This is a genomic window from Vibrio porteresiae DSM 19223, from assembly GCF_024347055.1.
Classification (GTDB): domain Bacteria; phylum Pseudomonadota; class Gammaproteobacteria; order Enterobacterales; family Vibrionaceae; genus Vibrio; species Vibrio porteresiae.
This window is the reverse complement of the sequence record NZ_AP024895.1, coordinates 1,441,373-1,455,457: the sequence shown is the minus strand read 5'-3', so window position 1 is coordinate 1,455,457 and position 14,085 is coordinate 1,441,373. Positions and strand designations below refer to the sequence as shown.

General features: G+C 44.2%; 15 protein-coding genes. 6 read left to right on the top strand and 9 right to left on the bottom strand.

Features of this window, described 5'->3' with window-relative positions:
• The first annotated feature begins 290 nt into the window (after positions 1-290).
• Both OCV11_RS06725 and OCV11_RS06720 read left to right on the top strand, forming a co-directional pair.
• Positions 291-1,550 (top strand): aromatic amino acid transport family protein, encoded by a 1,260-nt coding sequence (locus OCV11_RS06725; RefSeq protein ID WP_261895831.1) that lies wholly within the window; start codon positions 291-293, stop codon positions 1,548-1,550.
• 406 nt (positions 1,551-1,956) lie between these two features.
• On the top strand, positions 1,957-2,178 hold the full coding sequence (locus tag OCV11_RS06720; RefSeq protein ID WP_261895829.1) for a hypothetical protein: 222 nt from the start codon (positions 1,957-1,959) through the stop codon (positions 2,176-2,178).
• A 91-nt stretch (positions 2,179-2,269) separates the two neighbouring features.
• Here the strand turns inward: OCV11_RS06720 and OCV11_RS06715 are convergent, their stop codons facing one another.
• Positions 2,270-2,518, bottom strand: coding sequence for a DUF1289 domain-containing protein (locus tag OCV11_RS06715; protein WP_261895827.1), 249 nt, complete (start codon positions 2,516-2,518; stop codon positions 2,270-2,272).
• 154 nt (positions 2,519-2,672) lie between these two features.
• Between OCV11_RS06715 and OCV11_RS06710 the strand changes: the two genes are divergently transcribed.
• Together OCV11_RS06710 and OCV11_RS06705 are read left to right on the top strand one after the other, a co-directional pair.
• The gene (locus OCV11_RS06710) at positions 2,673-3,113 is read left to right on the top strand and encodes an META domain-containing protein (RefSeq protein ID WP_261895825.1); all 441 of its coding nucleotides are present in this window, start codon (positions 2,673-2,675) and stop codon (positions 3,111-3,113) included.
• Between the two features lie 207 nt (positions 3,114-3,320).
• Positions 3,321-4,472, top strand: a complete 1,152-nt coding sequence (locus OCV11_RS06705) for an ABC transporter substrate-binding protein (RefSeq protein WP_261895823.1) — start codon at positions 3,321-3,323, stop codon at positions 4,470-4,472.
• Between the two features lie 93 nt (positions 4,473-4,565).
• Here the strand turns inward: OCV11_RS06705 and OCV11_RS06700 are convergent, their stop codons facing one another.
• The 3 genes from OCV11_RS06700 to OCV11_RS06690 all read right to left on the bottom strand — a co-directional run bounded on the left by OCV11_RS06700 (position 4,566) and on the right by OCV11_RS06690 (position 7,691).
• On the bottom strand, positions 4,566-5,501 hold the full coding sequence (locus OCV11_RS06700) for a class I SAM-dependent methyltransferase (RefSeq protein ID WP_261896246.1): 936 nt from the start codon (positions 5,499-5,501) through the stop codon (positions 4,566-4,568).
• Between the two features lie 39 nt (positions 5,502-5,540).
• Positions 5,541-6,245, bottom strand: coding sequence for a TIGR01621 family pseudouridine synthase (locus OCV11_RS06695; RefSeq protein ID WP_261895822.1), 705 nt, complete (start codon positions 6,243-6,245; stop codon positions 5,541-5,543).
• A 111-nt stretch (positions 6,246-6,356) separates the two neighbouring features.
• Positions 6,357-7,691, bottom strand: a complete 1,335-nt coding sequence (locus tag OCV11_RS06690; protein WP_261895820.1) for a sodium-dependent transporter — start codon at positions 7,689-7,691, stop codon at positions 6,357-6,359.
• Between the two features lie 451 nt (positions 7,692-8,142).
• Here OCV11_RS06690 and cls point away from each other — a divergent pair, with 451 nt between their 5' ends.
• Together cls and OCV11_RS06680 are read left to right on the top strand one after the other, a co-directional pair.
• Positions 8,143-9,597 (top strand): cardiolipin synthase, encoded by a 1,455-nt coding sequence (cls, locus tag OCV11_RS06685; RefSeq protein ID WP_261895819.1) that lies wholly within the window; start codon positions 8,143-8,145, stop codon positions 9,595-9,597.
• 67 nt (positions 9,598-9,664) lie between these two features.
• On the top strand, positions 9,665-10,861 hold the full coding sequence (locus OCV11_RS06680) for a cystathionine beta-lyase (protein WP_261895818.1): 1,197 nt from the start codon (positions 9,665-9,667) through the stop codon (positions 10,859-10,861).
• Between the two features lie 106 nt (positions 10,862-10,967).
• Here the strand turns inward: OCV11_RS06680 and OCV11_RS06675 are convergent, their stop codons facing one another.
• The 5 genes from OCV11_RS06675 to pspB all read right to left on the bottom strand — a co-directional run bounded on the left by OCV11_RS06675 (position 10,968) and on the right by pspB (position 14,083).
• A complete protein-coding gene (locus tag OCV11_RS06675; protein WP_261895816.1) occupies positions 10,968-11,927 on the bottom strand; it encodes an acyltransferase family protein in 960 nt (319 codons plus the stop codon).
• 269 nt (positions 11,928-12,196) lie between these two features.
• Complete coding sequence (locus tag OCV11_RS06670; RefSeq protein ID WP_261895814.1) at positions 12,197-12,739, bottom strand: shikimate kinase; 543 nt, start codon at positions 12,737-12,739, stop codon at positions 12,197-12,199.
• A gap of 117 nt (positions 12,740-12,856) precedes the next feature.
• Positions 12,857-13,384: a DNA-3-methyladenine glycosylase I gene (locus tag OCV11_RS06665; protein ID WP_261896245.1), complete on the bottom strand. Its 528-nt coding sequence runs from the start codon at positions 13,382-13,384 to the stop codon at positions 12,857-12,859.
• 95 nt (positions 13,385-13,479) lie between these two features.
• Positions 13,480-13,857, bottom strand: coding sequence for an envelope stress response membrane protein PspC (pspC, locus tag OCV11_RS06660; protein ID WP_261895812.1), 378 nt, complete (start codon positions 13,855-13,857; stop codon positions 13,480-13,482).
• Positions 13,850-14,083 carry an envelope stress response membrane protein PspB gene (pspB, locus tag OCV11_RS06655; protein ID WP_261895810.1) on the bottom strand — a complete coding sequence of 78 codons (234 nt, stop codon included), beginning with the start codon at positions 14,081-14,083 and terminating at the stop codon, positions 13,850-13,852. The genes pspC and pspB overlap by 8 nt, the downstream gene beginning before the upstream one ends.
• Positions 14,084-14,085: the final 2 nt, after the last annotated feature.

Sequence of the window (14,085 nt, the reverse complement as noted above, 5' to 3'; positions counted from 1 at the left end):
GATAGTTTCTCCACGCCCTCGAGACTCTCCCCCACATACCAACAGGGTAAAAATCTCCATGTACAACAAATAGACAAACTCTTGAATTCTGATTTGTTGTAAAAATTTGGTTTATTATTCTAATTTTAAGTTAAAAATCGAAAGTAAACACTGCTTTTATGGAGAAAACAGGTTTTTGAGGGAAGAGATACTTTTTTATCACAGTGATTCTAACTGGGTTTCCAATATGACCATATATTCTGAAAGGAGTAGTATCGCCCGCATTAAATTTCACAATTAGCGGTATATCAGTGAAAGAATCTCAAGAAACCACTAGCTTTAGCGTAACTCAAACTCAGAGTAGTACTTGGACAAAACACGACACTCATTGGCTACTTAGCCTATTTGGCACAGCCGTGGGAGCAGGTATTCTCTTTTTACCCATTAACTTAGGTATTGGTGGCTTTTGGCCATTAATTATCATGGCCCTTATTGCCTTCCCTATGACCTATTTGGCGCACCGCGGTTTAGCGCGGTTTGTCTTGTCATCGAAGCAAGAGCCTACCGACTTTACCGATGTGGTGGATGAACACTTTGGGCCTAAAGCTGGACGTTTGATCTCATGGCTGTACTTTTTGTCGATCTTTCCCATTCTGCTTATTTATGGTGTGGGCCTGACCAACACGGTTGACAGCTTTCTAGTGAATCAAGCAGGATTCGCTTCTCCTGAGCGTTGGCTCTTGTCCGGTTCAATGATTTTTGTGCTGATTGCCATCATGCTTGGCGGTGAGAAACTGATGTTAAGGGCATTTGCCGCAATGGTATATCCATTAGCAGCAACCTTACTTGCACTCTCGTTCTATCTGATTCCTTACTGGCATGCACCAACACTGGCCATGCCTGCTTGGGGCGATTTCGGACGTACCGTTTGGTTAGCGATACCGGTAGTCGTGTTCTCATTTAGTCATGCGGCGGCGATTTCCAGTTTTGCCAACACACAGCGTCGTCATTACCGTCGTCAAGCGGTTGAAAAATCTGAACAGATTTTGCGTAACACCAGCGTACTGCTGATCATCTTTGTCCTGCTGTTTGTTTTCTCATGTGTGTTTTCACTGTCACCAGCTGAGCTTGCACAAGCAAAAGCACAAAACATTTCCGTGCTGACTTACTTAGCGAACGTAACGGATAATCCGTTTATTGCGAGTTTAGGTCCACTTGTGGCGTTTGTGGCCATTACCTCATCGTTCTTAGGGCATTTCCTTGGCGCTCGAGAGAGCATCAATGGCTTGCTGGGTAAACACTTTAACCTCAACGCTAAAGTCGCTGACAAGTTGGGTATTGCCATTTTGTTTGTCTCAATTTGGATAGCTGCCGTTATGAACCCAAGTATTCTAGGCATGATGGAAGCACTTTCTGGCCCGGTAATTGCGATGATTTTGTTCTTAATGCCAATGTTAGCGGTGTTTAAAGTGCCGGGACTTAAGCAATATCGCCATCATATGAGCACCTACTTTATTCTCTTTACGGGTGCATTAGCAGTGTCGGCTATCTTGTATAACCTATTGTTCTAATCCGACATATCTCCTTGAGCCGATTTTCTTTTGTTTGGAAAATCGGCTCAAAAATGCCAACACTCCCACACATTTTCCTTCCGCTGCCAAAAAAGTATTGTGACATTTGGCATCTCGTGTTATCAAATTGTAATCCAACCTATGGTATAACAGCATTATTCAGTGCCATTGATTGCATTAAATCAGTGCAATTTAGCTAACGAACTCACCAAATTGGTGAGGTTTTCACCGCTAGTGATGCCTTTATCGACCCAAAATTCATCTGACATTCCCCATTTTTCGGTGTTTCATCGCGATTATTAACGCTTTACGCATTAGAAAATATACCCCAGCGCTTGTGTTGACCTTCCCTAGTGACAGTTCTAACTTTGATCTACTCGCTGCAATAAACTCGGAGGTTAATGAAATGAAACGCGCCAGCAAAACCTATCGCTTACAGATGATCAAAGAAGTGGCAACCCGCACACAAACCGTACATACCGATCCAATGGCGGATTACATCTTCCAAATCATCACTAACCCTGACGCTCGTGTACAACACGCAGAACCCAAAGTGCAGTTCGCTGGAGTGCATTTTGACGAAAACGTGGGTGGATGGGTAAGCGATCGCTGGAACCCTGCAGAATAAATTATATGACCGCCATGTAATGATGGCGGTCTCCATCTCTCCCCTAGCGTTTTCCTTCCTCTAGAGCAAAATTTGATACTCGCCCAAAAATTTAAAATAACTCTTGTTGCGGACTGTCTGATTGATTAGTTTTCTCGGGCTGAGACTGACTTTGTGATACTTTACGGCGATAACGTTGTTTGCATAATTTGATGACATAAAGCTGTTGAGCTGGCGTCATAGTTAACCAATTGAACCGCTCTTCTCGCTTACGCATACAGCCTTGGCAATAGCCTTTATCATCAACGGTACACACGCCGACGCAAGGGCTTGGGACTGTAAAAAATTCTAGCTGTTCCATAATGTTATCTGCTCATAGGTCATCAATTGTTGGCGACTGTCTGGTGAACATCAGCCTTGCGTCATGAAAAGATCAAACCATAACGATACACTGACAAACTATCTGACTAAGTGCATATACTGGTCAACATTGCCTGAATTTGGAGTGAATTACTATGAAGCTTAGTTCAAAATCATTGCTGGCCGCAACGGTCGGTGCGCTTGTTTTGAGTGGTTGTGCCAATCACGGCGATGCCCCTATCACCGCTAAAGACCTCGAAGGTCACCGCTGGCAACTGGTTAAAATCGATGACCAAGCTGTTAAACCTGATCCACGTAATAGCACTCCATTCCTTCAATTTAGTGAGAAGATGATGGCAAGCGGAAACGCTGGCTGTAACGACTTCTTTGGTCAAGGTGAACTGAAGAAAAACAACCAATTCCGTATTGAGAAAATGTCGATGACCATGAAAATGTGCATCGGTGATGTAATGGACAGTGAGTTCTCGGTACAACAAAGCCTAGGCGACTGGAACAAAGTCACGTTGAAAGAAAACGTGTTGACCCTGAAAAACGACGTACACACCCTAGAATTTAAAGAAGTTGCCAAAAAGTAGCCAACTTTCCTATTTTGCTTAGATGTCCCTGTTCACCTAAGCCAGTCAATAAAAAGCAGCCGACGGCTGCTTTTTTTATTCACTTCTCATTTATATGCTCCATATTGCCCAAACTCTACGCTATGGCACATACTAATCACATATGCCCAAAGGGCAAGTATGTTTATCACGTTAGTACTGTTACCCACCACACCAAAAGGAGTTGCCATGTGGGAAAGAATCCGAGCCACCTGTCTATGGCTAGTGCTCCTATTGACGTTTCCCGGGCACGCTGCACCTTGGTCTGACATCGCAGAAAAAGCCAAAGGTCAAACCGTTCACTTCTATCTTTGGTCTGGTAGCCCTGATGCTTTGAACTATTTGCATTGGGCAGCCACCACATTACAAACTCGCTATCAGGTCGAACTGCAAGTTCACCCAGTGAACGACCTAGATCAAGTGATAAAACAGCTAACGCCAAAACCTGGAGAAGCTCCCCACCCCACAGAAATCGACCTTCTCTGGCTGAATGGTCTATCATTTGCCCACTTACGTAATCACGCTTTACTTTATGGCCCGTTAGTAGAGCAGTTACCCAACTGGAGTTACGTCAATCAAACATTACCAGTGGATAAAGATGCCTCCTTTCCAACACTCGGTTTGGAAGCACCGTGGGGAATGGGACAACTGGTGTTTATTCATGATGCCAAGCTACTCTATAACCCACCGCAAAACTTTTCTGAGTTATTAAGCTATGCCCGCGCTTTTCCAGGCAGAATAACCTACCCACGACCACCACAGTTTTTAGGCACGCAATTCTTGCAAGCGCTACTGATTGAACTGACAGGTAACGACCCGGCATTACAGCGCCCCGTCGACAAAGCGAACTTTGCAGACATCACTGCGCCTTTGTGGCGCTATCTTGATGATCTTCATCCATATTTATGGCATCAGGGAATGAGCTTTCCACCCAGTGGTAATGCCATGATTGAGATGTTAGCCAAAAAGGAGATTGACCTGGTACCGACCTTCAATCCCAATATGCTTTACGCTGCTCAGTCGCAAGGTCGTTTGCCATTAAGCACTAAGGTCTATGCCATGGATAGTGGTGCCCTCACCAATATTCACTACTTGGCAATTCCAGCCCAAGCTACGGCAAAGGAAGGGGCATTGATGACGATTAATTTTCTGCTTAGCCCTGAAGCACAAAGTCGTAAAGGAATGATCAATATCTGGGGTGATCTCTCCGTATTACGGAGTGAGTCACTCAGCGGAGCACTAAAACATGTGCCTACCTATCAAGCGATCGAATCCCCCGCGCCTTCTTGGGCCAATGCGCTTAATCAAGCCTGGCTCAAACGCTATGGTAACCGACGCTAACGATTAGATGAAAAAGCGCCGACTCAAGTGATGAGTCGGCGCTTTCTAAAATCGAGCTTTATCAACGGTTCTTGATGAAACAGCCAGTAACGATTAACGGCTAAACAGTAGCACTTTTAATGCGGCTTGCTCATCAATATCGCCAAATTCAATCGGGTTTTCCAAGCGATGACGGAACGTCAGTTCCGGTGCTTGCTCTGCCATGCCATCAATCAGGAAATCTTCACGTACGGCTGGGGAGTTAACACACGCCAGCACTTCGCCCTGTTCACTGAGCAGTTCAGGCAAACGACGTAAAATCTTCTGATAATCTTTGGTTAAGGCGAAACTGCCTTTTTGAAACGATGGTGGGTCAATGATAATCAAATCGTAAGGACCACCTTTCTTAATTTTGCCCCAAGATTTAAAAATATCATGCGCCCAAAACTTCACTTGGTTGAGATTGTGGTCATTGAGGCGATGGTTATCGCGTCCCTTTGATAGTGAAGCTTTGGCCATATCCACGTTAATCACTTGATCAGCACCACCAGCAATGGCAGCCACCGAGAAACCACAAGTGTAAGAAAACAAGTTCAACACATTCTTATGTTGTGCATGTTCCTGAACCCATTGGCGACCTAAACGCATGTCCAGAAATAGGCCCATATTTTGGTTACGTCCCAAATCAAGCTGGTATTTCAAGCCATTTTCAATAACCACTGGACGCGATTCTAGTTCACCGACCACCACTTGTGCTGGTGCTCCATCCGCATAGCGATGTTGCACAGTGATTGACGTTCCTTGCTTCTCTTGCCATAGAGCACTGGTACTTAACTCGACTAAGCCATCAACCAATGCCTGCATAAACTCAGCATCAACTGGCTTAAACAAATTCACCACCAATTGACCACCCAGCCAGTCACAAGTGAGCTGTTCTAAACCTGGCCATTGACGGCCACGGCCGTGAAATAGACGTCTCACTTCATGAGTCATCTGTGAAAGTTGTTGTGTCACATGGCTAAAGAACTCAGGTAAAGCCGCTACCTGCATGCCTGCATCGCTAGTGGAAAGATCCTGCATAAAGGGTCCCTATTTTGAAGATACTTTTAACGTCGGCCAATTGAGTTGCCATGGCGATAACCATTCATCAACCCCTTGACTAACGGTTGATTCATGCCATTTACTGCCACAGGCGACAAAAGTTCTAGGGTCGCATACCCAAGAAAAAGTCTCGCCTTGGTAATCAAAACGGATGGCGAAAGCATGTAAATAACCGCGGTCCGCTTGGCTTGTAGGATTGTAAATTGGGTCGCCAACAATCGCAGAGCCGATTGATTTGAGCGCAACACGAATCTGATGTGTTTTGCCAGTATATGGCTTACAGAGGAAAAGTCGCTCGCCCGGTTCAGCAGCAGCCGAAAGAAACTGGGTGATCGCAGGATTGTTTTGCGTTGCCACAAGCTTCCACGCAGATCGGCGCGTACGCTCCATATCACCGCTGATTAACCCCTGTTTTTTCTTCGGCTTTTTACTGCCAATCGCGAGGTAAAATTTCTGCACGTTACGTTGAGCAAATAACCCAGAAAGTTCACTAGCCGCTTGGGCATGACGAGCAAGAAGCAATAAGCCAGAGGTCATTTTATCGAGACGATGTACCAAATAGAGATGTTCATCTCCGGTCACGGCTGCCACTTCTTGTAGCAACATAACATCGCCATCGTCTTTATGAACTGAGACGTTAGGATGCTTATTGATCAGCACAAAATCCGCATGGGTGTAGACGATATCAAACATAAGACCTCTCTGTAACAGGCTGCCAATTATACCTATGTCGCCCAAAAGGTCAGTACGCGAGTCATAAAAAAAGCTGCCAAATCGGCAGCTTTTTCCTCTATTGCACAGTTCTTAGGCAAAGAACACCAAGAGCATCAAGATTGGGCAAACTACACGTACGTAGATTGGCCAAATTTTCCAGAACCAGCCTTTTTCGATCTCTGGACAGCCCTGTTTTAGCTCGTTGAGAATTTGGTTACGATTCCAAATCCAACCCACAATCAATGTAATCATCAAAGCGATAATAGGTTGTGAGTAAACGGTGGTAAATGTCACCACAAGACCAAACAGGCTTGAAAAATTGAGCACGACCACAGCAGAAACCAAGGTAATCAGTCCACCAATGATCAATACCGCTTTATTACGGCTCAGTTTCAACTCTTCAGTCGCACAAGATACAGGCACTTCTAACATCGAGATTGATGAAGTCAACGCAGCAATAATCATCAATAAGAAGAAAATCGCACCAACCAATGCACCAATCAAGCCCATGGTGTTAAACATGGCAGGAAGAACGTCAAATACCAAAGTATCCGAATTTAATAACGCGCCAGTATCAGAGAAGATCTGTACACCGTTATGTTTGGCCACAAACATCGCTGGCAGAACCATCAATCCAGCGATAAACGCAACACCGGTATCAATCAAGGCAACTTGCGCCGCGGTTTTCGGAATATTGGCATCTTTCTTCAGGTAAGAACCGTACGTGGTCATCACGCACACCCCTAAAGAGAGGGAGAAGAAGGCTTGACCCATAGCGCTAACGCACAATTCTGCAGTCAGGTGAGAAAGATCTGGGATCAGATACATCTTCAAACCTTCCATCGCGCCATCTTGGGTAAAGATATAAGCGGTCAGTACGATGAACAATACAAACAGCAGTGGCATCAAACGGGTCGACCATTTTTCGATACCATCCGCCACACCATTACGCACGACGTACATGGTCAGCAGCATAAATGCCACCATCAAAATCAGGTTACGCTCAGTGCCAAAGGTGGTTAACCAGTGGCTGTGATCGTGTAACCCCAAGAGGCTCATACCGCTGTCCGCAAAAGAGCCCATCAGCCATCCAGCCACAATGGCGTAGAAACTTAAAATGAGAGACACCACGACTAGGCCAACGATGCCAAGTAAAATGGCGCCCGCCTTGCCTTTTGGCCATGCTGCACGGAATGAGCGAATCGCGTTAGATTGACCATAACGACCAATGGTCATCTCGGCTACCAACATGGGATACGCGAGCAAAAATACCATGCACAGGTAAACAATCAAAAAGACTGCACCACCGTTACTGGCCGCTTGCGTTGGAAATCCCCATACGTTACCTAATCCGACCGCAGAGCCTGCCGCGGCCATGATAAATCCAAATCTCGAACTAAATTGGCTTCTTGAACTACTCGCCATACATGTTTACCAAATATGTTGTGTTAAATGGTGTGCCAAAATTTATTGTGTATATATTTTTTTACACTCTAACAAAAAGTGAAGTGGCACCGTTGATATGGCAAGTAGACCAGTTAGCCGCTAAAATTGGAAGCCCGAACAGTGTAATTTTCTGCATTTGACGCACTTTTATTGTTTAAGCGCTGCTTTTTTGCTCATATGATGCATTACCTACTACTCCTTCCTCTATTTCGACCATAATCAGCTGTAACAATTTCATATCATTTACACGCACAATAACCACGCCATCAATTAGCTTGCAGAGACGTCTGGTATTCATTTTTCGCTCGAATCCCTGCGCCGATAGGCGCCAACTTTGTATAAGAATAGTAAGAAAACATGGCTGTGCTCTTCCTATGCTTACGCATTCGCTTTACTATCACAGAGTTGAACACTTTCAGAACAGTGACGCATGGAAAAGATTTATCACATACTTACTTTAGTTGGCATCGGGATCTACTGGCTGTTAGTCGCTGGGGTCACCTTGCGAGTAGTGTTAAAACGTAAGGCAGTCAGTGTTTCCCTCTCTTGGCTAATGATCATTTACATCATTCCGATTGTCGGGGTGATCTGTTACTTCTTATTTGGTGAACTTAATTTAGGTCGAAAACGTGCCGAGCGCGCTAAAGAGATGTTTGCTCCTTTTGAGCAATGGTTTCGTTCGCTGATGGATTGCCAAGCTCATAACCCTCAAGGTATGGGTGCGCATATCACCAAAATCGACGAGCTGTGTAATCACCGTATGGGCATACCTGCGCTTAGCGGCAATACATTGACTCTACAAAATTCCCCTAACGACATACTTTATTCAGTCATCAAAGACATCGAATCGGCGCAAAGCAGCATTTATATGGTGTTTTATATCTGGCACCCAGGGGGCTTAACGGATGCCGTTGCTTCTGCATTAATTCGTGCCGCACGTCGAGGTGTTGAGGTCAAACTGCTACTTGATTCAGCAGGAAGTGCGCGATTTTTCCGCAGTCATTGGGTCAACATGATGCGTGATGCTGGGATTCGCCTTGTCGAGGTGATGCACGTTAATCCATGGCGGATTTTCTTAAACCGTTTGGATCTACGTCAGCACAGAAAAATCATTGTGATTGATGAAAAAATTGCGTATACAGGGTCAATGAACATGGTCGACCCCGCCTACTTCAAGCAAGATTCCGGCGTAGGACAATGGATTGATGTGTTTGTTAGAGTCACCGGCCCAACAGTCAATGTTCTTTCCGCTATCCACGCTTGGGATTGGGAATTTGAAACTGGTGAACGCCGATTACCTGATATTCCTGAATGCCAATTGGATCCACTGACACATCACCATCCAATTCAAGTGGTGCCTTCGGGTCCGGGTATGCCGGAAAATTTGATATCGCAAGTACTGACACTGGCGATGCATCAAGCCAAAAAATCGGTGTGCATCACCACACCTTATTTTGTGCCAAGTGCGGATCTTCTTGCCACCATCAAGATGACCTCACAACGTGGTGTTTCAGTTGATATCATTTTGCCGAAAAAGAATGACTCATACATGGTGCAATGGGCATCGCGGGCATTTTATGAAGAGTTGATGCTTGCTGGTGTACGTATCCATGAGTTTCATGGTGGCTTATTGCACACTAAATCGGTAGTGATCGACCAGAAATTCTGCTTAATCGGTACGGTTAACATCGACATGCGCAGCCTGTGGCTCAACTTTGAGTTAACCCTAGCGGTTGATGATGAAGAGTTCACCAAAGAGCTCTACTGGCAACAGTGCGATTATATGCGTCAATCCAGCACGATCGATGCTCAGCAGTGGAAGCAGCGCTCCCTAGGACACCGTTTTAAAGAGCGTTTGTTCTATCTCTTTAGCCCACTGCTGTAACCCTTTTCAGATGGGCGAGCCACTTGGCCGCCCATGTTTTATATAATTAGTTAGACAAGGACAGCCAATGTCAGAAGGTAAGAAGACACAGTTTGTCACCGCAGGCCGTAATAAGAAATGGACCCAAGGAGTGGTAAACCCACCCGTACAACGCGCCTCGACTATCGTTTTTAATTCTGTTGCAGAAAAACACCATGCAACGGCCAATCGTGCCAATAAAACACTTTTCTATGGACGTCGTGGCACCACAACGCATTTCGCGCTGCAAGATGCCATGGTAGAACTCGAAGGGGGTGCAGGATGTGCACTTTACCCTTGTGGCGCAGCAGCAATCACAAATGCCATTTTGTCATTTGTAAGCACAGGCGATCATATTTTGATGGTCGACACCTGTTACGAACCAACCCGCGATTTTTGTAACATCATGCTGAAAAAGCTAGGTGTTGAAACCACCTATTACGATCCGATGATCGGTGCAGGTATTCGTGACTTGATTCAGCCCAACACCAAAGTCCTGTTTACCGAATCTCCTGGTTCTATCACCATGGAAGTCCAAGATATTCCTACTTTGTCTAGTATTGCTCACGAGCACGGCATCATCGTCATGCTCGACAACACTTGGGCGGCGGGTGTGAATTTCGACCCATTTAAACACGGCGTTGATATTTCTATTCAAGCAGCAACAAAATATATCGTTGGTCACTCCGATGTGATGTTAGGTACCGCGGTCGCTTCTGCTCCTTATTGGGATCAACTGCGCGAACAGAGCTATTTGATGGGTCAGTGCGTTTCACCTGATGATGCTTACCTCGCCATGCGCGGTATTCGCACTCTGGGCGTACGCTTACAGCAACATCAAGCAAGCAGCCTAAAAGTGGCACAGTGGCTAGCCAACCACCCAATGGTAGAAGAAGTTCGTCACCCAGGCTTACCAAGCTGCCCTGGTCATGAGTTTTTTAATCGCGACTTTACCGGCGGTAATGGCCTATTTTCATTCGTCTTAAAACAGAGTGCACCTAAAGCGACCACAGCCTTACTCGATGGCATGTCGCATTTTAGTATGGGTTACTCTTGGGGCGGTTTTGAAAGCCTTATTTTGGCGAACGAGCCAAGTAGTTTTGATGCGCTGCGCACCGTAGCACACCCTCACTTCTCTGGTACGCTAATTCGTTTGCATATTGGTTTGGAAGATACCGACGACCTTATTGCCGATTTAGCAGAAGGCCTAGATCGTTATCAAGCGGCACTAGAACAAAACGCTTAAATAACTGTTGTGTCAGTTCATCGATTAAAAGAGCGCATTTGCGCTCTTTTTTACTTTCGCTCCACTCACCAATAAGCGCTATCTTGTGCTATCAATCATATGTCTATCATAAGATGAGATGAATTCGGCGATTGACCGCAATAATAAAATAGGCTGCGATTGTCGATAATAGAATGCATAGCATAGTTAACTTGGTCGAACCCACTACAGTGTACTTCTTTAAGGCATACAATATAGCCGCATGGATGAAATAGATTGCCGATGAGTATAGTGCGACTTTTTTACTGTGACCGATAACATTCAACTTGATAATCGCTATAAATAAAAACGGCACGATTAGGATAAGTGAGAGATAATTATCAAAATCACTATTTACTCCCAAGAATGCATAATTTAGATACGACTCAATGAAGAGCAGCATTACTCCGAGTACAGTGATCATCCAAACTAAATTAACACTTACCTTATTATGAAGATCATATTTTCTAATCAGATACCCCATACAAAAAAAGGGAAAAGAAAAGAGTAATGCATTACGGTGTAGGAAATGTCTATTAATAGCAGAATCTATAATAAGACTATCTAATTGGTGATACTCGAAGAGATACTGTAAAGCAACGCCAATAAGAAATAGCGTGAGCGAGCACATGATAAGGATGAACGCCGAATACTTTCTAAGCCAAAAAAGTAGCACTCCAGCAATAATCATTCCTGATAGATACCAGAGATGAAAATAGCCTAATACCATATTGACAACCACTGTCTTGATGATACCCACTTGATAAAGATCTGGGACAAACAACCAAAAGTAGGCGTAAAAAACCATCCAAAACAGGTATAAGATAAGAACTCGTTTTAACCAACCACAGAATCGATTGCGTTTAATTACTGAGAAAAAATAGAATCCATTAATAATAAGAAAGGATGGAACAGCAACTCTAAAAATGCCATTCACCGTAAGATAATAACCAATTAATGAGTAATCACTTAAGAAATGGCCATGAAGTCCGACAATCATAAAAGATAAAAACAATTTTAGATAATCTAGTGCAACATTTCTTTCCATTGATTTTATCTCTAATATCGTTAAAACTTAAAGAATAAATCGCCTTTCAATCAAAAATAATAGTAAGCTCAATTTGTTATTTACTTTTGATGTATAATTGATGACAGCACCTTATGACCTAGGCGTCAATCATAAATAGTCTTTATGAAAATAAAATAGGCCATTATCTCATCGGTATTACAGCTTACCTTAACGACCCATATTTTTATGCTCAAAATCGCTAAATATTTCTATTATTACTAGCTTAAATCATTCATATTACGAATGATTTAATCTAGACTTTCCAAAAACGCTTTTGCTTGGGTTGGACTTTTCAATCTCACAAAATGGATATGGCTATAGTTGGGATCATTTAGTAAAGCTTGATACCGAACTCGATTATTTTTGAAGGTTTTTAATGTCCAGAGAATGATCGAGTCTTTGCTGAAAAACGTCTTGCGAAAGCTCTCTTTATTGCCCGTATTAGCCCAAATCTCCTGTTGGCTGATAGAACGCACAATGGCCCGTTTCACTGCCTGATAAAGCGTACGAACAAAAGAATAATCAATCCAAATCACGCTTTGTACGTAGGCGAATTTAATCGGTGCCGTCCGATTATAGTTTCCGTCTAGAATCCATGAATCTTGCTGCAATGCCTTTTCTAAATTGGCAAAAAACTCTTCGTCGGAAGGCTCCTGCCAATTGGGTTTCCAATAAAGTGCATCCATCTCCACGTATGGGATATCCAGTTTTGCAGCAAGCTGGCGTCCAAATGTCGATTTGCCACTGCCACTAGTGCCGATAATATTGATTTTTCTTATGTTTTTATTCATCGTTAACTGACATATATTTTGTAATAGAACAAGCTAGCCAAGGATTGGCTAGCCACTAAAAACGAGGCAGGTGCTTCTACACTTCTTGATTGGCTCGGTATAGGAAATTCCTATTCCCTATCGGCAAGGACAGCCGACCAAATGGTCATTAACCATACCGGTTGCTTGCATAAACGCATAACAAATGGTTTCACCAACAAATTTGAAGCCGCGTTTTTTGAGAAAACGGCTCATCGCTTTAGATTGGTCGGTCGATGCAGGAACCTGAGACTGCTCAGTCCACTGATTGATTACCGTTTTGCCATCAACAAACTGCCATAACGCTTTATCAAGTGAGCCAAACTCTTGTTGCAGCGCCAACGCCGCACGTGCATTGGAAAAAACCGACGCGATTTTGCCACGATGTTTCACTACATCAAATTGGGCAATGATACTTTCTACCGCAGAATCATCAAGTTGAGCGAGCGCTTGGAGGTCATAAGATAAAAATGCAGCACGATAGCCAGCGCGCTTTTTCAGCACGGTAAGCCAACTTAGCCCGGCCTGAGCACCCTCTAGGGTTAGAAATTCGAACAGGACGGTATCATTGTGGACCGGCTTACCCCATTCGCTATCGTGATATTCTCGCTCCAGGGGATGGTTCATCGCCCAAGCACATACTGGTGGTTGAGGCGTGTCTTGAGGGGCCACAACTGAAACAACACGATTAGAACTCGGTTTACTCGACATGCTGGCTCCAGTTAGAGTTTATTGAATTCTCGGTTTACATCAAACGCTTCAGAAGTGACATAGGCTTCTATCTTCTGAACGCGGCGTTCCACTTGCTTTAAATCACTTTCCAGTGTTTCAAGTAATTGCTTCGCCGTTTTCCCCTGCTCCCAAGGTTTACTCTTGATGGTGTGCGCAGAGTACTCTTCTTTCACATAAGGTTGCTTTTCTAACATCAAAGAGAGGGCGATGTAGAGCAAGATAACCAAAAAACCGCCACCCAGTAGCGTCGCAGAGACCACCAAGATACGAACCAGCCAACGTTCTAAACCAAAGAAATTGGCGACACCAGCACAAACCCCAGTTAGTTTGCCGTGTTGGGGATCGCGATAGAGAGAAACTCTATTCATAATGGCTTCTCCAACTAGGTGATTCGACATCTAAGATCTTTTCTAACGTCTGTACCCTTTGCTGTAATTGACGTGATGTCTCACTGAGCTGATGTAATTGCTCATAATCATCGTGACTTAGCGAATCACTAAAATTACGTTTACTGCGGTAATGTAGAATCAACCATAATGGCGCGACAATTAAGATAAACACCATTAAGGGGCCAACCATCAAGAATGACATCATGT